We start from the raw sequence: 20468 nt of genomic DNA, 5'->3' as shown, positions 1-20468 counted from the left end.
TTACACCCCATCATCCGGCTCCGACAATTCGGGTGGACCCTCGTCCCAGGTTGGAACCGCAGCGTGAAAGTCGGCACGGATGCGCTGAAGCGCGGCCTGCTCTGCCGGCCCGGGATTCCAGCGGGACTTCTGCACATCGACCCGGCACCCGACGGAACCGCCCGCCTGCCGACTCCGTTCGGCCACGGGCCGCAACGCCGTTGATTCGTCCAGATAGTGGCCGACGGCGGTAGCTTCCAATCCCAGCGGCGGCTTGCCGTCAGCGCGGAGAACGCGCCACCACGGAACATCGGCGCCTCCGCGCGACATGACCGCTCCAACCTGACGCGGGCCGCCCTTTTCAAGGATCACGGCGATATCGCCATACGTCAGCACCTTCCCTGAGGGAATCAGGCTGACGACGTCGAGGACCGCCTCGTCATAGTCCAGACCTTTCTCGTGCACCAACCCAGACTATCGACAAGCGAACAGCAGCCTGGACGGCTCCCGGGTGCCGACGAACGGCAGAAACGGAAATGTCAGAGCCCCCGGCTAGCGTCTGAGCCATGAACAGCTGGCACAAGTTTCCACGGGCGGCCTTCGATCTTGAAACAACCGGCCGCGATCCCCTCACCGCACGTATCGTTACGGCCTCGATCATCCTCGTCGATGGCCACGGCGAGCTTCTGGAGCATCATGAGTGGCTGGCCGATCCAGGGGTGGACATTCCACCCGAGGCCACTGCCGTCCATGGCATTGCCAGCCAGACGGCGCAAGCGTACGGGTCCCCTGCCTCCCGCGTAGTGAGCCAGATTGCAGGCGTCCTCCTCGGGTTCTTCCGGGACCGAATTCCGGTGCTTGCTTTCAACGCGCGCTATGACTTCACGGTCCTCGCACGTGAGGGCGTGCGCCATGGTGTTGGAACACCCAACCCGTTTCCGGTGCTGGACCCGTACGTGATGGACAAGCACGCAGACCGCTTCCGGCCGGGAAAAAGAACTCTCACCGCCATGTGCGCGCATTACGGCGTCCCGTTGGAGAACGCGCATACTTCGGCCGCCGATGTCCTGGCGACTCTCGGCGTGGCCGCGGTCCTGGCGGAGCGGTTCCCGCACCTGCGCAAACCTGCCTCGGAGCTGCATGAGTTCCAGATGACCTGGGCGCTCCGGCAGGCCGAAAGTTTCCAGGAATATCTCCGCCGCAGCAATCCGGAGGCAGTGGTGGAGGGCCGGTGGCCGGCAATCGCCTCGTGAGTGCAAACGGATTACCGGCGCCCAGGCTGACTCAGCCACCACCTAGAAGCCGCACAATCTTCGACAAAACGGGCATGAATTACGACGACACTGCCTTATCAGTGATCCTCAGCACTAAATTTCAGTCGGATCTTTCACACGTGCCAGAATTGCAGAGCATTGATGCGCGCCTGCCACGGCCGGTTCCCCGGCGGCCCCCGGCTGCCGCTTCCTCCCGAACGGCGCACTGACAATACTTCTTCCCTGCTCGCCGGAGCAGTGGATCCGCAGCCGATCCTGCGGAACCCCACACAGCATGAGGACCAATGATTACAGTCACCAACCTGCGCAAAACCTATCGCCAGGGCGAGCGAACCATCACGGCCCTGGACGATGTCACCCTTTCAGTGCCCAAAGGTTCAATCCACGGCATTGTGGGACACTCGGGCGCAGGCAAATCAACTCTCGTCCGGTGCCTGACCCTTCTTGACCGCCCTTCGTCCGGCTCAGTCGTTATTGACGGCCGGGACCTCACACGCGTCAGGGATTCCGCAGTCCGGACTGCCAGGCGTCGTATCGGCATGGTATTCCAGCATGCCAACCTCATGGACTCGAGGACGGCCGCCCAAAATGTTGCACATCCCCTGGAGCTGGTGAAGACGCCAAAGGGGGAGATTGCCCGCAAGGTCGGCGAATTGCTCTCCCTGGTCGGCCTCGCAGAGTTCGCAGACGCCTACCCCTCCCAGCTCTCCGGCGGCCAGAAGCAGCGCGTAGGAATCGCCCGGGCGCTGGCTTCGGATCCAGACGTGCTGCTGTGCGACGAGCCCACCTCGGCGCTCGACCCCGCCACCACTGAGGACATCCTCACGCTCATTCGCAACCTCACCCGCACGCTGAACCTGACGGTTCTGGTCATCACGCATGAAATGCACGTGGTGAAGCGGATCTGCGATTCTGTCTCCCTGCTTGAGCGCGGCCGCATCATCGAGCACGGTCCCCTTCAGGACGTTGTCGGTGACCGCACCGGCTCCCTGGGCAAATCCCTGATGCCGCTGCCCTCCACCGCCGTGAATCAGGCTCTGCCCGAGCTGGACCTGTTGCTGGTCGGCAGGAGCGCTTCAGCGCCGGTCCTCTCCGAACTGACCCGACGCTTTGATGCCAGTGTGAACGTCATCGCAGGAACGGTGGAGACACTCGCAGGCTCCCGTTTCGGCAGGCTCCGCATTGAAGTGGATTCCCCGAGGCCTCTCAGCGAAATCACCGCGTATCTCGAAGACGCCGGCGTGCATGTGGAGGTTGCGGCATGAATTTCCTCGACAATCTCTTCGAGAACCCTGGAATTACAGAAGCGCTGCCGGAGGAGTTCCTTGCGACCCTCCAGATGATCGGTATCTCGGGATTCTTCACGCTGATGATCGGACTTCCGCTCGGTGTTTTTCTGCATACCAGCAGCCCGGGAGGCCTGCGTCCCATGCCGGTGACAAACCGGGTTGTGAGCGATGTGGTTGTGAACATCACGCGGTCAATTCCCTTCGCGATCCTCATGGTGTCCCTGATTCCGCTGGCCCGCTTCCTGACCGGATCCTCGATCGGTCCCGTTGCTGCGTCGGTTTCGCTGAGTATCGGAGCCATCCCGTTCTTTGCCCGTCTTGTGGAGACGAGCCTGCGTGACGTCACGCCAGGCAAGATTGACGCCGCCCTTGTCATGGGCTCCACCCGTCTCCAGGTGATCACCAAGGTCATGATCGCCGAGGCCCTTCCGTCCTTGATTGCTGCCTTCACGACAACCCTCGTCACTCTCGTGGGGTACTCCGCCATGGCAGGAATCATCGGTGGCGGAGGTCTGGGCAGACTGGCCTATAACTATGGCCTGCAGCGGTTCGACACCACAGTGATGGTGGTCATTATCGTGATCATTGTCGCGATTGTGCAGATCATTCAGTTCATCGGGGACCGGCTTGCCCAGCGGGTGGACCACCGAACAGCGGCCACGGCCGGTGCCCACCGCAGCAGACAGGCCCGTCGCGCAGAAGCCGCAAACGTCGTCGGAGTCTGACACTGACCCACAACTTGCCGCGCTTTTCAGGCGCGGCCGACGACGGCCGGTAGCCGCCAGCCGTCTTGAACCCGGCGCCCGGATAACCCCGGCCGCCGGTACTACGAAAGGAACGCACTGAACATGCGTAAGCAGTTTTCGCTGGCAGCCGCCGGACTGGCCGCTCTTTTTGCCCTCTCAGCGTGCGGAGCGGGCGACAGCGCTCCGGCCGCCGCCGTCGAAACCCTCGATCCCGCCAGCCCGGCTACGGTTACCGTAGGCGCGAGCCCGGTACCCCACGCCCAGATTCTGGAGTTCGTACGTGACAACCTGGCCGAAGGCAGCGGCATTGAGCTCGAGATCCAGGAGTTCGACGACTACACCACTCCCAACATCGCGCTGAGCGAAGGCGACCTGGACGCCAACTACTTCCAGCACCTGCCCTACTTCGAGAGCCAGGTCGAGAGCCAGGGCTACGAGTTCGCCCATGGCGAGGGCGTGCACATCGAGCCCTACGCTGCCTTCTCCGAAAAGCACAACGACGTCTCGGCTATCCCCGACGGCGGTCGCGTAGCCATCACCAATGACCCCTCCAACCAGGCGCGCGCCCTCACGCTCCTGCAGGAAGCCGGCCTGCTGGAGAACATCGAAGCAGAGGCCTCCGTCCTGTCGCTGACCGAGGAACAGAATCCCAAGGGTCTCGAGTTCATCGAGAATCAGCCGGAGTTGCTGCTCAATGATCTGCAGGATCCGACCGTTGATCTTGCCATCATCAACGGAAACTACATTCTGGACGCCGGTCTCAGCACGGAGAACGCCCTTATTGTGGAGTCCGTCGAAAGCAACCCGTATGCGAACTTCCTCGCCTGGAACACCTCGTCCGAGGGTGATGCACGCATCGCCAAGCTTGAGGAGCTGCTGCACTCCCCCGAGGTCAAGCAGTACATCGAAGAAACCTGGCCGAGCGGTGACGTAGCTCCCGCCTTCTAGGACTTCCCCGCTTCCACAGATACAGAACAGAAATGGCCGGCGCCCCACTGGGGGCGACCGGCCATTCCTGTGCCCTGGATGAAGACCGCGTGAAAGCTAGACGCCTGGGGGCGTCGCTCCTGCGGCAGCTGCCGCGCGCGCGGCGGCCGGCAGCGCCGACACAATGTGTTCCATCGCGGCGTCGTCGTGGGCCGAGGAAAGGAACCACGCTTCGAACACCGACGGCGGGAGGTAGACGCCGGATTCAAGCATGGAGTGGAAGAACGGCGCATACCGGAACGTTTCCTGCGCCTGGGCGTCGGCGTAGTTCACCACGCCGCGCTCGGACGTCCCAAAGGCAATGCTGAACAGGTTCCCGGCACGCTGGACGGAATGGTCGACACCGGCCCGGGACAATTCCTCCGATACTGCGGCGGACAGTTCCAGGGAGCGGGCGTCGATGTGCCGGTAGACCTCGTCGGTGGCGTGGGTCAACTGGGCAACGCCAGCCGCCATGGCCAGCGGGTTCCCGGAGAGTGTGCCCGCCTGATAGACCGGTCCCAGCGGCGCCAGGTATTCCATGACCTCCGCCCGGCCACCGAGCGCGGCGGCAGGAAGCCCGCCGCCGATCACTTTGCCGAAGGTCAGCAGGTCCGGGGACCACCCCTCGCCCTCGCCGGCAAGACCCCAGTAGCCGCCTGGACCAACCCGGAAGCCGGTAAGGACCTCGTCCATGATGAAGAGCGCACCGTACTCTACGGTGATCCTGGACAGCGCCGCATTGAAGCCGGGTGCGGGTTCGACTACACCCATGTTGGCCGGGGCAGCTTCGGTGATGACCGCCGCGATGGAAGCTCCGTGCTCGGCAAAAGCGGCTTCCACCGCTTCAACATCGTTGTACGGCAGCACAAGCGTCTCGGCTGCAGTCGCGTCCGTCACGCCCGCGGATCCCGGCAGCGCCAGTGTCGCAACCCCCGACCCGGCGGCCGCGAGCAACCCGTCCAGGTGACCGTGATAACAGCCGGCAAACTTCACAATGAGGTTGCGGCCCGTGAACCCGCGCGCCAGGCGGACCGCGGTCATGGTCGCTTCAGTGCCGGTGGAAACCATACGGATGCGTTCGACGGCGGACACCCGGTTCCGCACCAGCTGCGCCAGTTCGGCTTCAGCCGGCGTGGACGCGCCGAAGGACAGCCCGCGATCAGCCGCCTGATGGACTGCGTCCAACACCGCAGGATGGGCATGCCCGAGCAGCGCCGGCCCCCAGGAGCACACCAGGTCAACGTACCGGCGGTCGTCGGCGTCGGTCACGTATGGACCCTGTGCCGACACGAGGAAGCGGGGGGTGCCGCCCACGGAGCCGAAGGCCCGCACCGGCGAATTCACTCCGCCGGGCATGAGCGTCTGTGCCCGCGCGAAGAGATCTTCGGAGTGTGTCATTTACTTGCTCTCCTTCAGCCAGGTGGCGAGCTCGGTGGCCCAGTACGTGAGGATGATCTGCGCTCCCGCACGCTTGATACCGAGCACTGACTCCTCAATGGAACGACGACGGTCAATCCAGCCGTTCGCGGCAGCAGCCTCGATCATGGCGTATTCACCCGAGATCTGGTACGCGGCAACCGGAACCGGCGACATAGCAGCCACGTCCGCGACGATATCGAGGTAGCTCATTGCCGGCTTGACCATCACCATGTCAGCGCCTTCCTCGAGATCCAGCTGCACCTCGTGAAGCGCTTCACGGCGGTTGGCCGCATCCATCTGGTACGTCCGGCGGTCACCGGTCAGCTGCGAGTCCACCGCCTCCCGGAAAGGACCGTAGAACGCGGAAGCGTACTTGGCCGCATAAGCCAGCACAGAGATCTTCTGAAGACCGGCATCATCAAGGGCGCGGCGGATGACACCCACCTGGCCGTCCATCATCCCGGACGGGCCGAGCACGTGCGCGCCCGCGTTGGCCTGGGCAACCGCCATCTGCGCATAGAGTTCCAACGTTGCGTCATTGTCCACGGCACCGTCGTCCGCCAGCACACCGCAGTGGCCGTGGTCGGTGAACTCATCCAGGCACACATCGCTCATGATGACGAGGGCATCCCCCACTTCAGAGCGGACATCAGCGATGGCGCGGTTGAGGACGCCGTCGGGATCGATTCCCGCGCTCCCTGTCGCGTCACGGTGCGCAGGAATGCCAAAGAGCATGATGCCTCCGATGCCAAGCCCGGCGGCTTCCGCTGCAGCACGCTTCAGGGTGCCCGAGCTGTGTTGAACCACTCCCGGCATCGAACTGATCGGGACGGGCTCGGTTAGTCCTTCACGGATGAATGCCGGCAGAACCAGCTCTGCCGGACTGAGCCGGTTCTCCGCCGTCAGCCGGCGGATTGCCGGGGTGAAGCGCAGCCGGCGGGGCCGGTGTTGAGGGAAGCTCATGCGTTAGTTCCTCTTCCGATGATTGACGACGGCGGTGCTCACCGCATCTGCAATTCCTGCCGGGCTGGGGGCGGATGCTGTTGCGTCGATCCGCATTCCCAGTGCTGACGCGTCCCGCTCCGTGCGGCGCCCGATGGCGACCGTTGCCACCGTGCCGGGCAGCGATTCCATCATGGCATGCAGCCGGGCCGCGATGCTGGGTGACGTGAGAACGACAACGTCGATTCTTCCCTGCCGAAGGTCGCCCAACAATTTCTTTTGCGTGACCGTTCCTGCCGGCTCGCCGGGGTTGGCGCTGACGGTATCGCCGTCGACCGAGTCGCCGGTGTCAGCACCGTCGTTGACGGCACTGACCCGCCGTTCGGCAGCAGCGGGATAACCGACAGTGACGTAGGCTGTGACCGCGTCGATCATCCAGCCGCGGCCGGCCAGGCCTGCCCGCAGTGTGTCGGCGGCAAGATCCGATTGGGGCAGCAGGGCGCGAGCCGGCTGCGCAGGCAGTGCTGCCAGAAGCCCTTCAGCAGACTGGTCCTCCTCTGGGGTCAGCTGAACGTTCACTCCGAGTTCCGCGAGCGCAGCACCGGTAGCGGCTCCAACGGCGGCTACCTTTACGGAACCGATGAGCGATGACAGGGAAACCCGCCGAACGCGTGCCCGCTGCGCCAGAGCGCGCACGGTGGTAACGCTCGTGAGCACCAGCCAATCGTAGGAATCTGCAGCATCCAGGAACTGGTCCAACTCAGCGGTGTCTGCGGGAAGTTCCCAGTCGATCAGCGGAACCAACAGCGTCTTTGCGCCACGCCGGGTCAGTTCCGCTGCCATAGCGGCACCTCGATCCGCACTCCGGAGCAGCGCGACGGTCAGCCCTGACAGATCACCGGTAGTGCGACCGCCGGTCATAGATCCGCGCTGAGCCCGGCAATTTCCGCCGCACCGTTCGCGAGCAGTTCTTCGGCCAGCATGACGCCGACGCCGGTTGCTCCACCCACTGAAAGGTCCGCGGTGGTTTCTGTGCGGCGCAGCAAGCGGCCGCCGTCAGCGCTGCACACCACAGCTTCCAGGGTCAGCAGGTCGTCAGTCACTGCGGCATGGGCGCCGATAGGAGCCGTGCAGCCGGCTTCGAGCCTGCGCAGAACCGCCCGTTCAGCCGTAACGGCGAGTCGGGTGGGTAAGTGATCATACTGTCGGAGAGCCTGAGCGAAGACGGAGGCACCGGCGTCGTCGGAGCGGCATTCGACAGCCAGAGCGCCCTGCCCCGGCGCGGGCAGCATCAGCTCGGGCGCCAGATACTCGGTGATGAGCCCCTGGCGGCCGAGGCGCGTCAGGCCCGCAGCGGCCAGCACCACGGCGTCGAGGTCTCCCGGTCCGCCATCAACCAAGCCGGCGACCCGAGCCAGCCGGGTATCCACATTGCCGCGGATATCGATGATGGAGAGGTCAGGACGGGCAGCCCTGAGCTGTGCCGCGCGTCGGGGAGAACCGGTCCCCACACTGGAGCCTTCGGGCAGCCCGGCCAGTGTCAGTCCGTCGCGGGCGCACAGTGCATCCCGGATATCGGCGCGTTCGGGGACAGCCGCCACGGTAAGGCCTTCGGCTTCCCCTGTCGGTAGATCCTTGAGGGAATGAACCGCGACGTCGCAGGAGTCATCCAGAAGCGCCTCGCGAAGGGCTGCAACAAAGACCCCGGTGCCGCCGATCTGGGACAGGGAGGCGCGGTTGACGTCGCCGGTGGTGCTGACGCGCACGAGCTCATAACCGAATTCGCCCAGGGCTGCGAGCGATTCCGCCACCGTTGTGGTCTGTGTCAGCGCGAGCGCACTGGCACGGGTTCCCACCCGCACAGCCGGGGTCATTCCTGTTCTGCTCCCGGGAGCCCGACCGTGGAATCGGCACCGGCAACAGTGGGCTTCTCTCCCCTGCGGTTTGCGCAGCAGTTGGGCCTGCAGACGTCATACCAGGGACCAAGGTCAGTAGTGGAAGGCCGCTCGATGATGGTGTTGTCCGCGGTGCGCTCGCTGACCAGGTCAATGAGGCCGCTGACGAATTTCGCATGCGTGCCGGGCGTCGGAACGCGCTCGGCTACCAAACCCAGTTCCGCGCAGGTTTCCATCGCCTCGGTATCGAGGTCCCAGACAACCTCCATGTGGTCACTCACGAATCCCAGCGGCACGATGACAACACCCTTGACACCAGTGGCCGCGAGGTCACCCAGGGCGTCGTTGATGTCCGGCTCCAGCCATGGCACGTGCGGTGCCCCCGATCGCGACTGGTACACGAGCGACCATTCGGAATCTGCCGCCGCCGGCACGCGGTCTAGTACAGCCTGCGCAGTGGCAAGGTGCTGGGCAACGTAGGCGCCCTCATCGAGGACCGGCCCGCCGGCGTCGTTCCGGGGGCCGGCGGCTTCGGCGTCAGCGGTGGGGATGGAGTGGGTGGCGAACATGATATGCACCGGAGCCCCGGACTCGCCGTCTGCGGCGAGGCGTTCCTGAACGGACTTCAACCCGCGGGTGACTCCCTCGACGAACGGCTCCACAAACCCGGGGTGATCGAAGTACTGGCGGACCTTGTCCACTTCAAGCCTGCCGGCCAGTCCAGTTTCAACCAGCGCCATGCCGAGGTCCTCCCGGTACTGCCGGCAGCTGGAGTAGCAGGAGTATGCGCTGGTGGTGACGGCCAGGATCCGGCGGTGGCCGGCGTCGTACGCCTCCTTCAAGGTGTCCGCAATGAAGGGGGCCCAGTTCCGGTTGCCCCACAGCACCGGCAGGTCAATGCCGCGGCGGGCAAGCTCTGCCTCCATCGCGGCCTTCAGTTCGCGGTTCTGCTGGTTGATCGGACTGATGCCGCCGTTGGCCCGGTAGTGGTGCGAGACCTCTTCCAGACGCTCGTCGGGGATGCCGCGGCCGCGGGTGACGTTGCGGAGGAAGGGAATGACATCATCCTGGCCTTCGGGGCCGCCGAAGGACGCAAGCACGATCGCGTCGTAATTCTTCGGTGCCATCCGTCCGTTTTCATCGACGCCGTCGAGCGGGTTGAATGTGGACGTGCTCATCGGAGTACCTCTGCTACTTCCCGGGCGTTGATCCGCCGGCCCGTGTAGAACGGAACTTCTTCGCGGACATGCCGCCGGGCTTCGGTTTCCCGCAGGTGGCGCATGAGATCCACCAGATCCACGAGCTCGGGAGCTTCCAGGGCCAGGATCCATTCCCAGTCGCCCAGGGCAAACGAGGACACCGTGTTAGAGAGCACCTGAGGGAATTTGCGTCCCTTCATGCCGTGGTCGTAGAGCATTTCGCGGCGTTCCTCGCTGGGGAGGATGTACCAGTCATACGACCGCACAAACGGGTATACACACACCCATTCCGCCGGTGCCTCTCCGCGGGCGAACGCGGGCGAATGACTCTTCGAAAATTCGGCATCGCGGTGTACGCCCATGGCGGACCACGCGATGTCTGCACCGGCGAGGGTTGCCGTCCGACGGAGGGTACGGACGGCGCTCTGGAGATCCTCCGCCTGGGAACCGTGGAGCCAGATCATGATGTCTGCGTCTGCACGCATGGCGGAGACGTCATAGAAGCCGCGGACGCTGACGCCTGCTGCCTCGAGTTCGGAAGCGGCAGTTTCGAGCGCTGCGCCGCTGTCCGGAGCGCCGGCCGACCGCTTGAAGACTGTCCAGAGCGTGTAGAACTGATCCGTTCCAGTGTCCTCACCGCTCTGCGACGTGTGGCTGGCGGAGGTACTCTGCACGTGGTTATAGCCCGCATTTTCGCTCATGGACCCAGTCTGCTCCTGTCAACAGGCAAATAAAAATTGGAGAGTTCTACAGCCAGTAGAAGGTTACCAATCTCACAGCGCCGGGTGTCAATGATCCGCAAGCAGACGCCTGGCGAGCGCAGCCCCGCGGTCGCGGGCATTGTCGATCACCGCTACCAGCCCCGTGCCCGCAAGCCATGCACCGGTGAGTTCGAGCTCCGGCTCAGCGGCTGCCGCAGCGCGAATGCGGGCAACCCGGTCCCGGTGCCCCAGCGTGGCGTGCGGCAGTGCGTTGGTCCAACGCACCACATCCCAGTCGACGACGTCCGCCTGCGTGATCTCGACGCCAAGAAGCACCGATGCATCCTGTAAGGCGGCCAGATAGAGGTCAGCGTCGGGTTGTTGTGCCGCTTCGTCGTCAACTGCGCCGCGACCGAAGGACAGGCGCAGCACGTGGCTTCCCGGGCCTGCCCGCTCGGCCAACCACAGCCACTTGGCGGTGGCGTGAGTCAACGCCTTTGCCCGCACACCGGGCGCGTCCCTGGCTACCAGCACGCCCGTCCCGCGCGGCGCCGCATCGAGCTCCGGCACATCAACCACCAGGCTGACCAGAGCCACCGCCGGCACCACAGCCGGACGGTCGTCGGCCAGTCCCGGTACCGTCGGCGTCAGCAGGTCGACGGCGGTGGGACCGTCAGTTGCAACCACCACGGCATCGGTCTGCATAGCGCCGGTCCGGGTGGTCACGGTCCAGCCGTTGGCAGTGCGCGCGAGGCGCTGCACGCGCTCCGATGCCCGAAGGACTGCGCCGTCACGCTCCAGGCGCTGGGACAGCGCAGACGCCAACTGGTGCATCCCACCCTCAAGGCCAGCGACGGCGGTGCCCGCCGGCGCAGCTTTCCGCATGGCGCCCACTGCCGCGCCGAGCGATCCGTGCTTACGCATCATCGCCCGTAGTCCGGGGGCGGCCGCGTCGACGTCGAGGTCCTCAGGATCAGCTGAGAGCACACCACCGACAACGGGAGCCACCAACCGCTTCAGCACCTCCGGCCCCATTCGGGCGCGTACCACCGCACCGAGACTGAGCTGATCCTGGTTCAGCAGATTACCCAGGGGCAACGCACGGTCCAGGCCCGCCCTGAGGCTCGCTGCACGCCCGATCAGCCCGGGCAGCGCAGGATCGCGCACATCCGCGGGTATCCCAAGGATTCCGGATTGTGGCAGCGGGACCGCGGTGGACCCGCTCTCCGCTGACCGCAGGTACAGCCACGCACCGGCCCCATTCGGGGTGCGGATCAAATTGCCCAGCCCGAGCTCACGCGCCAGAGCCGGCACAGTGTCGGAGCGGGTCGAGAACGACTCCGCACCGGCGTCGAGCGTTAGTCCGGCCAGTTCATGGCTGGCTACGGACCCTCCGAACACCGCAGAGGATTCAAGCACGGTCACGTGCAGACCCGCCGCCACCAGTTCCCGCGCAGCGCACAATCCGGCGATCCCGCCTCCGATGATGACGACGGCGGGGCCAGCCTCGACCTGCTTCCCTCGGCTCATCGGCTCGGCGGCACCGAATGAATGAGTGAGACAACCCTGGTCAACACGTCGGGGTCAGCATCGGGCGGAACGCCGTGCCCGAGGTTGACCACGTGACCGGGAGCAGACGATCCCGCTTCCAGCACAGCCCGTACGTGCGCTTCGAGTACCTCCCACGGTGCCGAGAGGAGAGCTGGATCGATATTGCCCTGCAGCGCGACCGTTCCGCCGAGTCTCCTGTTGGCTTCATCGAGCGGAAGGCGGTAGTCCACTCCCACCACATCGACGCCGACATCCCGCATGGCGACCAGGAGCTCCGAGGTGCCCGTTCCGAAATGCACGAGCGGTGCTCCGAGGTCACGGATATGGTCGAGCGCACGGGATGACGCCGGCGCAACGTGCTCCACGTAGTCGTCTAGCCCCAGCGATCCGGCCCACGAATCGAACAGCTGACCGGCACTGGCGCCGGCTTCCAGCTGCGCCCGCAGGAACAGGCCGGAGGCGTCTGCCGCCCACTCGGTGAGTGCCCGCCAGGCATCGGGATCCGCGTGCATCATGGTGCGGGGACCCAGGTGATCGCGGGACGGCCTGCCCTCGACCATGTAGGCAGCGAGCGTGAATGGAGCGCCTGCAAAGCCGATTAGCGGCGTGCTTCCCAGTTCAGCGACGGTACGGGCCACCGCCTCCCGGATCGGATCCAGTGCCCGGTCCGTCAGTTCAGGTAACGCTGCGATGTCCGTCGCGCTGCGGATGGGGCTTCCCAGAACGGGGCCAACACCGGGCACAATGTCCACGTCCACGCCCGCGAGCTTGAGCGGGATCACGATGTCGGAGAAGAAGATGGCGGCGTCGACGTCATGGCGCCGCACAGGCTGCAGGGTGATCTCGGCGGCCATGGCGGGATCAAGGCAGGCATCAAGCATGGCTGTGCCCTCCCGCAGCGCGCGGTACTCCGGCAACGAGCGTCCCGCCTGCCGCATGAACCAGACGGGTCTGCGGGACGGTGTCCGGCCGAGATAGGACTGGATAAGCGGAGACTCCGACGTCGTTCCGTCCGTCAGGGGGTGCGTTGCGCTGAGGGTCATGGGTCGATTCTGCCGAAGTTCGACCCGCTTGGATAACCGCGTTCCTCGCTGGTGGTCGAAATCACCTTCCTGCAGGGACGAACCGACGCGGCCATCCGCCTTCACTTCCGCTCAAGGGCGCGGATTCCGACGCTGTAAGGACCTTGGTGAGTTAGGCAACCCTATTAGGGTCCCGATGCCCGTCTTGGCTATGCTGGAATGGCTGTGAATTACTTTTCCTTGGTCGCCACCCACTCGGATATCGACCTGGAGACGGTCGCCCGGCTGAGCGTCGGGGCCGCCCAGGTTGCTTCATCCGCGCTTCAGGACAGCCCGGCGCTGGCCGGCGCGGTATCGCTTGCCACCTGTAACCGCTTCGAAATTTACGGCGAGGCCACCTCTGACGCGGATATCGAGGCAGCCCGCTCATCGCTCATCGCAGCAATCAGTGACACCTCCGGGTTGCCGAAGAGCAAGGTCTCCGGATCATTCACCACCCTCACCGGGCAGGATGTACCGCGCCACCTCTTCAGCGTGAGCGCAGGGCTGGATTCCGCCGTCGTCGGCGAACGGGAAATAGCTGGCCAGGTGCGTCGTGCGCTCGTCGAGTCCCAAAGCACGGGAACCGCCAGCGGCGGTCTAGTGCGGCTCTTCCAGGCAGCCTCCCGTACTGCCCGTGATGTCGGGGCACAAACCGCCCTCGGAGCGCGCGGACGCTCCATTGTGTCGGTTGCCCTCGACCTCGCTGCGGACCTCTCAAGTACCCGCGACCTCTCGGAGAAGTCAGTGGTTGTCTTTGGTACCGGCGCCTATGCGGGAGCCACCATGGCACTCCTCCGCGAACGCGGCTGCACAGATGTTTCCGTCTACTCCCCCTCGGGCCGGGCTGAGGGTTTTGTCGCCACGCGCGGCGGAACCGCCCTCTCAGACGAAGCACTGCCCGGTGCGCTCACTCGCGCGGATGTCGTCATAGGTTGCAGCGGCAGTGAACGCCGTGTCAGCGCTGCCGACATGCAGCAACTGAGGGAAGGCGTTGACCGCACCCTCGTGATCGTAGACCTCGCACTGAACCACGACTTCGATCCCGAGGTGGCTTCTGTGCAGAATGTGGAACTCATCACCCTGGAGTCGGTGCGCCTGGCCGCACCTGAAGAACAGGCGGAATCACTTCGCCAGGCCGGTGAGTTGGTGTCCGGTGCGGCCGAGGCCTTCCAGGAACAGGCCGCTTCGCGGTCCGTTGATGCTGCAATCGTGGCCCTTCGCAAGCACACTCAACAGGTGCTCGATGCCGAGATGGCCCGTGTCCGTGCGCAGCACGGATGCACCGCTGCAGCAGAAGAGGTGGAGTTTGCGTTGCGCCGGATGGTCCGCCAGCTCCTTCACGTTCCCACGGTTCGTGCGCGGCAGCTCGCCGCGGAGGGACGGCAGGAAGACTACACCGCTGCACTGGAGGCCCTGTACGGGATCGAACCTGAGGACGCCGCTGCACCGCCGCCGGAACAGAGCTGTCCTGTTCACGAGTTGGAAGCCCGCACCGGAACTGTCTGAAGTTTCGGGCGGCGCCCGCGTTTTCCGGCGCCTGCTAGCAGTCTTTAGTACTGCTGGATACTGCTCAGTACACCGGTTTCTCCGGTTCGACGTCATGGACCCACTGCAGGATTCCGCCCTCCACGTTATAGACCTTGCCCGCACCCTGTTCGCGAAGATGCCGGACAACATTGGCGGAACGGCTGCCGGCTTTGCAGTGGACATACATTTCCCGGGCAGTGTCGAGCTCCGTCTCGCCTGAAAGGATCCGGTTCTGGGGCATAAGAGTGGCTCCGTCGATGCGGACAATGTCATATTCGCCCGGTTCGCGCACGTCTATCAGGTCGAAGTCACGCCTACCCGCAGCACGTTCCTTCAGCAGTTCCTCCAGTTGTGCGGCGGTAATCGAGGGCAATTCTTCCGGTTCCTGCTCAGTGTTCAGCATAAGGCCGCAGAACGCTTCATAGTCAGAGAGTTCAGTGATCGGCGCAGCGGAAGGATCTCTGCGCACCCGCAGTTCGCGCCACGTCATGTCGAGTGCATTGAAAATCAGTACCCGTCCCAAAAGCGTTGAACCGATCCCGGTGATCAGCTTGATCGCCTCGTTGACCATCACTGAGCCGATTTGCGCGCACAACACACCGAGCACGCCTCCTTCAGCGCAGGATGGAACAGCACCCGGCGGAGGCGCTTCCGGGTAGAGATCACGGTAACTGGGGCCTCCCACCGACGGCTCGGCCCAGAAGACGCTCACCTGACCGTCGAAACGGAGGATGGAGCCCCAGACATAAGGTTTACCGAGGATCTCTGCGGCGTCGCTGACGAGGTACCGGGTAGCGAAATTATCCGTACCGTCAAGGATCAGGTCATATCCGGAAAAAATTTCGAGGACGTTGCTGTTGTCCAGACGTACCTCGTGCCGGATCACCGCTACGTGCGGATTGAGATCCACGATGCTTTGCTCGGCCGAGCTCGCTTTAGTCTGGCCGACATTGCCCACCCCGTGAATTACCTGCCGCTGCAGATTGGAGACGTCGACGACGTCGTCATCCACAATTCCGAGCGTTCCGACTCCGGCCGCGGCAAGATAGAGGAGCGCAGGTGAGCCCAGGCCGCCGGCACCAATCACCAGGACCCGCGCGTTCTTGAGGCGCTTTTGGGCTTCAAGTCCGAACTCCGGAAGGATGAGGTGACGTGAATACCGCTCCATCTCTTCCTTGCTAAGCTCGGCAAGGGGTTCCACCAACGGGCCGGGGGAAAGAGTCAAAGGACGCATGCTTCAATGTATGCCCACGGGCTGCCTGTTGCGTAACACTGTTGCGGCGTCCACTGCACGACCCACTCAGATGCCGTCAGAGCCCGTTGCCGCCCGTTGCGCAGTAGACTGGAGAACCCCGCTGCACGGCCGGGGATTCAAGTCCGTATGAGACACACAACCGAAAGCCCAGACACGTGAGTTCAGAGGCACCGGCAAACGGAAAAGCCACCCGGCTGCCGCGGGACGAGCGGCGGCGGCAATTGCTGAGCGCCGCCCATGAGGTGTTCGTCGCGAATGGATACCACGGCGCGGCAATGGATGAGATTGCCGAAGTTGCGCATGTCAGCAAACCGGTGCTGTACCAACACTTTCCCGGGAAAAGGGACTTGTACCTTGCATTGCTGGAAAGCCATCTAGCATCGCTGACCGAACTGCTGGTCGAGGCGTTGCGGTCCACCACGGACAACAAGATGCGCGTGCACGCCACTATGCGCGCATACTTCCAGTTCATCGCGCAGGACAGCCAGGCCCACCGGATCGTCTTCGAATCGGACCTCAATAACGACCCTGACGTCAGCCGCCGCCTTGAAGCGTTCAACGCACGCTTCGCTGACGAGATCGCCGGCGTCATCTCAGGAGACACGAGGCTTTCCCATCTGGAGGCAACCCTGCTTGGGCGGGCTATGGCAGGCATGGCACAGGTCAGCGCCCGATACTGGCTGGAGACGGACGGTAGCCTCGACATCGATGCAGCCAGTGAGCTCGTCTACCGTTTAGCTTGGCGCGGAATTAGTCGGTTCCCCAAAGAAATGTAAGTTACATTTCCCTTAGTTCAGAGGCGCCGGGTGTGCACCTCCGAGAGTCATTTGCTCGTCAACGAAAGGCTTTAACTGTGGAGATCAAGATCGGCGTTCAGAACGTCAACCGCGAAATTGTGCTCGATTCGAACCAGACGGCAGACGAAGTTGCCGATGTGGTCAGCAAAGCAATGAACGGGGGCGCAGAACTTCGCCTGACCGATTCCAAGGGGCGCCAGGTAATCGTTCCCGCCGGTGTTCTTGGCTACGTCGAGATTGGCGAGAGCGAGTCGCGCCGCATCGGGTTCGGCGCTCTCTAAGCGGAGTGATCCTCCATGGTTTCGCTGATTGTGGTCACCGGCGTCGCCATCTCCATCGGTTTCTTCGCCTGGTTTGCTGACCGGCGCCATTATCGATATGGAATGCTGCTGCTTCCCGGGATCTCCCTCAGCTCGGCGCTGATCCTGTGGATCATTCTGCAGTTCGCGGGGTTGGGATACCATCCTGATCTGTCTTGGATGGTCTGGCTCCTGCCGCTGGTTGCAGCAACCATCGTGACCGCGTGCGCCGCCTGGTGGTTCGGCCGTCACCGCGAGCAGGCAGACGCAGAGGCCATGACTGCAATTCTCAAGCGGCGCTGATCAGCTGACTTCCGCTAGGCGGTTCAGCCAAGAGGCACAGCTAATCGGTGCAGCTAGAGATCAGCGCGGCCATCGTGTGGTGACGAAGCGAGCGCATGCTCACGTTTGGGTATCCTTCCCGCCCGTGACGCCAGACGACCAGCCAGAACAGCGTGCCGAAACGCGGCCGCCATTGCCACGGGGTCCTGGGCGCGGGTTACAGCTGTGGCCAGGAGAACCGCGTCACAGCCCAGCTCCATCGCGAAGGCCGCATCCGACGCCGTGCCGATTCCGGCGTCGAGCACAATGGGGACTCCTGCGCGGGACACGATGAGCTCAATGTTGTGCGGATTCAAAATGCCCAGTCCTGTGCCGATCGGTGCGCCCAGCGGCATGACCACGGCTGCACCCAGCTGCTCAAGTCGCAGGGCCAGGACGGGATCGTCGTTCGTATAGGCAAAGACGGTGAACCCGCGGGACACCAGCGTTTCGGCTGCTTCCACCAATTCCAGGGAGTCCGGCAGCAGGGTGTGCTCGTCGGCGATGACTTCGAGCTTGACCCAATTGGTTTCCAGTGCCTCCCGGCCAAGCTCAGCGGTCAGAACGGCTTCACGCGCAGTGAAGCATCCAGCGGTGTTCGGAAGGATGCGTATCCCTTGCGAGTGCAGGAGCTGGAACAGCGATGCTCCTGTTTCCGGTGTGTAGCGGCGCATTGCGACGGTTGTCAGTTCCGTCCCGGATGCAGCGAGCGCCTCACTGAGTCCCTCCATGCTGGGCGCTCCCCCGGTTCCCATGATGAGCCGGGAGTTCAACGGGATTCCGTCGATTACGAGGGCGTCGGCGCTCAACGTTGTGCTCAGGTCCATGTCATCCTCCCTGTACGGCAGTAACGAGTTCGATGTCGTCGCCCTCAGTCAGTTCCCAGCCGGACCATTCGCTACGCGGAATGACCGCCGAGTTGACCGCCACGGCCACACCAAGCCGTGACCCGTCAGCCGGTTGCCCGGTAGATGTCAAATTTCTGCTGGTGAGCTCGGCCACGAAGTGCAGCAGGTCCGGGGCGAGGGTAGCTGATTGCACCCCGTTCACGGTGACGGTTTTGGCCAATGCGTTCATGCTTGTCCTTCCTCGAAACGATCCGGCCTGTACCGCTCAAGGCCCGGCGGGCACGGTTTGCCCTCCAGCAGGTCCACGCATAGCGCGGCCGCCACCGGCGTCAGCAGTACTCCGTGGCGGAAGAAGCCGGTTGCAATGATCAGTCCGTCGGCTCCGGGGACAACACCGAGCAGCGGCGCGTTGTCCGGCGTACCGGGACGTGCGCGGCACAGCGCTTCCTCTAGTTCAAGCTCAGCAACGGCCGGAACGAGCTGGCGGGCGTCGCGCAGCAGTTGATAGACGCCCCCTGCTGACACGCCGCTGTTGCCGTCCTCGCGCATTGTTGCGCCGAGTACAACGGTTCCGTCCGCGCGGGGAACCAGATAGACGGCCGTACCACGCACCAGACCGCGAACGGTGTGGCTGAGCAGCGGCTGCAGTGCAGCGGGTACCCGTAGGCGGAGGATGTCACCGTAGATTGGCCGCAGCGGAAGCCGGCACGGCAGCCCTGCAAGTTGTGCGGCCGCAAGACCGTTCGCAACGACAGTGTGGCGGGCCGGAAGGAAGCTGCCGTCTTCAAGGATCGCGCCTGTCACACGACGGCCGTCATACTCAAGGCCGGAGGCTCGTGCCCGGACCAGGCGTCCGCGTTCGCCGAGGGCAGCCAGCAGCGCTGCGGCCAGCTTCCGCGGATCGACCTGGTGGTCGTCAGGCGCGGAGAACGCCGCGGTGGCAGCTGGTCCGATCATTGGCTCCGACCGGCGTGCCTCGCGGAGGGACACCTGTTCAACGGACAGGGAATGGTGGGTCTGTACGTCTCGGAGGTCAGCGAGTGCGGTGCGGTCGGCGCCGTCGATCGCCAGGACCAGGGTGCCGGTTTTTCGGTAGCCTGGATCAATTCCCGTCCAGGCGAGGGAGGAAAGGAACTCCGGGTAGCGACATGCGGAGTCCACCGTGAGCTCGAGAAGGTGCTCTTCGCGGTAATGCAGTTCGCTGGCCGGGGCGATCATGCCTGCAGCGGCCTGAGTGGCGCCGGTTGCGGGATCCGGGTCCACCAGTGCGACCGAATGCCCCCTGCGGATCGCTTCCCAGGCGATCCCAAGCCCAATGATGCCCCCACCGATCACAGCGACGTCCACGTGTTTCTCCACCAGGAGTCCTTCCCTACGCCGGCATGATCCGGATCAGGTTCGTTGTTCTCACAACGCGGTCGGCGTCGGACGCCCTCTCAGCCGTGTGGCAGACCGGTGATTCCCGGACGCGGCACGGCTCCCGCAGTACCCCCTTATTGTAGGGGTATGAAACTGAGCGCTGCCCACCTTTACCTGTGCACGGATTCGAGACCGCAGCAAAAAGACTTCGACGCTTTCGTTGACGCTGCCTTCGAGGGCGGCGTGGACATCATCCAGTTAAGGGACAAGTCCCTGGAAGCCGCACAGGAGCTCGAGCTGCTTTCGGTGCTGCGTGCGTCCGCCGTTGCACACGGGAAGCTTTGGTCCGTCAATGACCGCGCAGACATCGCCGCGGTCAGCGGCGCCCCAGTACTGCATGTTGGGCAGCGGGACCTCCCTCCTGCGCTAGCGCAGCAATTCCTGCACGACGGCGGCACCATAGGGCTCTCGACGCACTCACCTGCGGAGGTGGCCGGTGCTGCAGCGAACGACGACGTCGGATACTTCTGTACTGGCCCGGTCTGGGCCACGCCGACCAAGCCCGGGCGGACCGCCGTGGGCCTCGAACTGGTGCGCGAAGCTGCGCGGCTGGAGGCGGACCAGGCCCGTGAGGGTTTGGCGTTGAAGCCCTGGTTTGCCATTGGCGGAATCGATCTGCTGAACGTGGAAGAGGTGGTGGCGGCTGGCGCGGCGCGAGTGGTAGTGGTCCGGGCCATTACCGAGGCGGATGATCCGCAGGAAGCGGCGGCGAAGATCCGGGCACAACTTCCCGCCTAGCTGTAGTCTCCGCAGCCGGCGTGTCCCCCACAACCAGTACTCGCGCCAGCCCGCACCGCCGGCGCCGGGGCGGTGCCGTTGGTCAAGGTGGCTCAGCGTTGGAGTTCGCGCCGGTGTCAGAGCGCGCGAGTTGGTTGTGGATGGCTTGTTCTACTTGCCAGTAGCGGTTGCGTCTGGGTGTTCGTTGCGGGTCGAGGTATGTCGGTGGTGTGAACCAGGGGATTCCGTGGACTGAT

Annotated in this window: 22 protein-coding genes; 9 read left to right on the top strand and 13 right to left on the bottom strand. The window is 64.3% G+C overall.

The window, feature by feature from the left end; translation table 11 throughout:
- Positions 1-444 (bottom strand): MGMT family protein, encoded by a 444-nt coding sequence (locus tag ASH00_RS14340; protein WP_200954829.1) that lies wholly within the window; start codon positions 442-444, stop codon positions 1-3.
- Positions 445-545: 101 nt separating this feature from the next.
- Between ASH00_RS14340 and ASH00_RS14335 the strand changes: the two genes are divergently transcribed.
- The 4 genes from ASH00_RS14335 to ASH00_RS14320 all read left to right on the top strand — a co-directional run bounded on the left by ASH00_RS14335 (position 546) and on the right by ASH00_RS14320 (position 4236).
- Positions 546-1232, top strand: coding sequence for a 3'-5' exonuclease (locus tag ASH00_RS14335; RefSeq protein WP_056549664.1), 687 nt, complete (start codon positions 546-548; stop codon positions 1230-1232).
- A gap of 305 nt (positions 1233-1537) precedes the next feature.
- On the top strand, positions 1538-2518 hold the full coding sequence (locus ASH00_RS14330; RefSeq protein ID WP_056549662.1) for a methionine ABC transporter ATP-binding protein: 981 nt from the start codon (positions 1538-1540) through the stop codon (positions 2516-2518).
- Positions 2515-3267, top strand: a complete 753-nt coding sequence (locus tag ASH00_RS14325) for a methionine ABC transporter permease (protein WP_056549660.1) — start codon at positions 2515-2517, stop codon at positions 3265-3267. Before ASH00_RS14330 ends, ASH00_RS14325 begins: the two co-directional genes overlap by 4 nt.
- Before the next feature lie 123 nt (positions 3268-3390).
- Positions 3391-4236, top strand: a complete 846-nt coding sequence (locus tag ASH00_RS14320; RefSeq protein ID WP_056549659.1) for a MetQ/NlpA family ABC transporter substrate-binding protein — start codon at positions 3391-3393, stop codon at positions 4234-4236.
- 96 nt (positions 4237-4332) lie between these two features.
- On the opposite strand, the gene hemL is transcribed toward ASH00_RS14320, so the two are convergent.
- The 8 genes from hemL to hemE all read right to left on the bottom strand — a co-directional run bounded on the left by hemL (position 4333) and on the right by hemE (position 13007).
- Positions 4333-5655 carry a glutamate-1-semialdehyde 2,1-aminomutase gene (gene hemL / locus ASH00_RS14315; RefSeq protein WP_056549657.1) on the bottom strand — a complete coding sequence of 441 codons (1323 nt, stop codon included), beginning with the start codon at positions 5653-5655 and terminating at the stop codon, positions 4333-4335.
- Positions 5656-6639, bottom strand: coding sequence for a porphobilinogen synthase (gene hemB, locus ASH00_RS14310; protein WP_056549655.1), 984 nt, complete (start codon positions 6637-6639; stop codon positions 5656-5658). It abuts the gene before it with no gap.
- A 3-nt stretch (positions 6640-6642) separates the two neighbouring features.
- Positions 6643-7461, bottom strand: coding sequence for a uroporphyrinogen-III synthase (locus ASH00_RS14305; protein ID WP_162252862.1), 819 nt, complete (start codon positions 7459-7461; stop codon positions 6643-6645).
- A 74-nt stretch (positions 7462-7535) separates the two neighbouring features.
- Positions 7536-8492, bottom strand: a complete 957-nt coding sequence (gene hemC / locus ASH00_RS14300) for a hydroxymethylbilane synthase (RefSeq protein WP_056549651.1) — start codon at positions 8490-8492, stop codon at positions 7536-7538.
- Positions 8489-9691 carry a ferrochelatase gene (locus tag ASH00_RS14295; protein ID WP_056549649.1) on the bottom strand — a complete coding sequence of 401 codons (1203 nt, stop codon included), beginning with the start codon at positions 9689-9691 and terminating at the stop codon, positions 8489-8491. Before ASH00_RS14295 ends, hemC begins: the two co-directional genes overlap by 4 nt.
- Positions 9688-10413, bottom strand: a complete 726-nt coding sequence (gene hemQ / locus ASH00_RS14290; RefSeq protein ID WP_056549647.1) for a hydrogen peroxide-dependent heme synthase — start codon at positions 10411-10413, stop codon at positions 9688-9690. Before hemQ ends, ASH00_RS14295 begins: the two co-directional genes overlap by 4 nt.
- Before the next feature lie 87 nt (positions 10414-10500).
- Positions 10501-11943 (bottom strand): protoporphyrinogen oxidase, encoded by a 1443-nt coding sequence (gene hemG / locus ASH00_RS14285; protein WP_056549645.1) that lies wholly within the window; start codon positions 11941-11943, stop codon positions 10501-10503.
- Positions 11940-13007 carry a uroporphyrinogen decarboxylase gene (gene hemE, locus ASH00_RS14280; RefSeq protein WP_056549918.1) on the bottom strand — a complete coding sequence of 356 codons (1068 nt, stop codon included), beginning with the start codon at positions 13005-13007 and terminating at the stop codon, positions 11940-11942. The genes hemG and hemE overlap by 4 nt, the downstream gene beginning before the upstream one ends.
- A gap of 204 nt (positions 13008-13211) precedes the next feature.
- Here hemE and ASH00_RS14275 point away from each other — a divergent pair, with 204 nt between their 5' ends.
- Entirely contained in the window at positions 13212-14534 is a 1323-nt protein-coding gene (locus ASH00_RS14275) for a glutamyl-tRNA reductase (protein ID WP_157359155.1), read from the top strand.
- Positions 14535-14598: 64 nt separating this feature from the next.
- Here ASH00_RS14275 and moeB read toward each other — a convergent pair whose 3' ends face one another.
- Positions 14599-15780, bottom strand: coding sequence for a molybdopterin-synthase adenylyltransferase MoeB (gene moeB, locus ASH00_RS14270; protein WP_268760526.1), 1182 nt, complete (start codon positions 15778-15780; stop codon positions 14599-14601).
- A gap of 185 nt (positions 15781-15965) precedes the next feature.
- Here moeB and ASH00_RS14265 point away from each other — a divergent pair, with 185 nt between their 5' ends.
- The 3 genes from ASH00_RS14265 to ASH00_RS14255 all read left to right on the top strand — a co-directional run bounded on the left by ASH00_RS14265 (position 15966) and on the right by ASH00_RS14255 (position 17209).
- Positions 15966-16586 carry a TetR/AcrR family transcriptional regulator gene (locus ASH00_RS14265; RefSeq protein ID WP_056549639.1) on the top strand — a complete coding sequence of 207 codons (621 nt, stop codon included), beginning with the start codon at positions 15966-15968 and terminating at the stop codon, positions 16584-16586.
- A gap of 77 nt (positions 16587-16663) precedes the next feature.
- A complete protein-coding gene (locus ASH00_RS14260; protein WP_056549637.1) occupies positions 16664-16888 on the top strand; it encodes a DUF3107 domain-containing protein in 225 nt (74 codons plus the stop codon).
- Between the two features lie 15 nt (positions 16889-16903).
- Positions 16904-17209: a hypothetical protein gene (locus tag ASH00_RS14255; protein WP_056549635.1), complete on the top strand. Its 306-nt coding sequence runs from the start codon at positions 16904-16906 to the stop codon at positions 17207-17209.
- A gap of 53 nt (positions 17210-17262) precedes the next feature.
- Here ASH00_RS14255 and ASH00_RS14250 read toward each other — a convergent pair whose 3' ends face one another.
- From ASH00_RS14250 to thiO, 3 genes are read right to left on the bottom strand one after another with little or no spacing between them, the layout of a single operon-like run.
- The gene (locus ASH00_RS14250; RefSeq protein ID WP_056549633.1) at positions 17263-18054 is read right to left on the bottom strand and encodes a thiazole synthase; all 792 of its coding nucleotides are present in this window, start codon (positions 18052-18054) and stop codon (positions 17263-17265) included.
- A gap of 1 nt (position 18055) precedes the next feature.
- Positions 18056-18304 (bottom strand): sulfur carrier protein ThiS, encoded by a 249-nt coding sequence (gene thiS / locus ASH00_RS14245; RefSeq protein ID WP_056549631.1) that lies wholly within the window; start codon positions 18302-18304, stop codon positions 18056-18058.
- Positions 18301-19434, bottom strand: coding sequence for a glycine oxidase ThiO (gene thiO / locus ASH00_RS14240; protein WP_235563327.1), 1134 nt, complete (start codon positions 19432-19434; stop codon positions 18301-18303). Before thiO ends, thiS begins: the two co-directional genes overlap by 4 nt.
- 147 nt (positions 19435-19581) lie before the next feature.
- Here thiO and thiE point away from each other — a divergent pair, with 147 nt between their 5' ends.
- Positions 19582-20232 carry a thiamine phosphate synthase gene (thiE, locus tag ASH00_RS14235; protein ID WP_056549628.1) on the top strand — a complete coding sequence of 217 codons (651 nt, stop codon included), beginning with the start codon at positions 19582-19584 and terminating at the stop codon, positions 20230-20232.
- Positions 20233-20468: the final 236 nt, after the last annotated feature.

The sequence above is a fragment of the Arthrobacter sp. Soil782 genome (genome assembly GCF_001428435.1).
Classification (GTDB): Bacteria; Actinomycetota; Actinomycetes; order Actinomycetales; family Micrococcaceae; genus Arthrobacter_D; species Arthrobacter_D parietis.
This window is presented reverse-complemented; position numbering and strand designations above follow the sequence as displayed.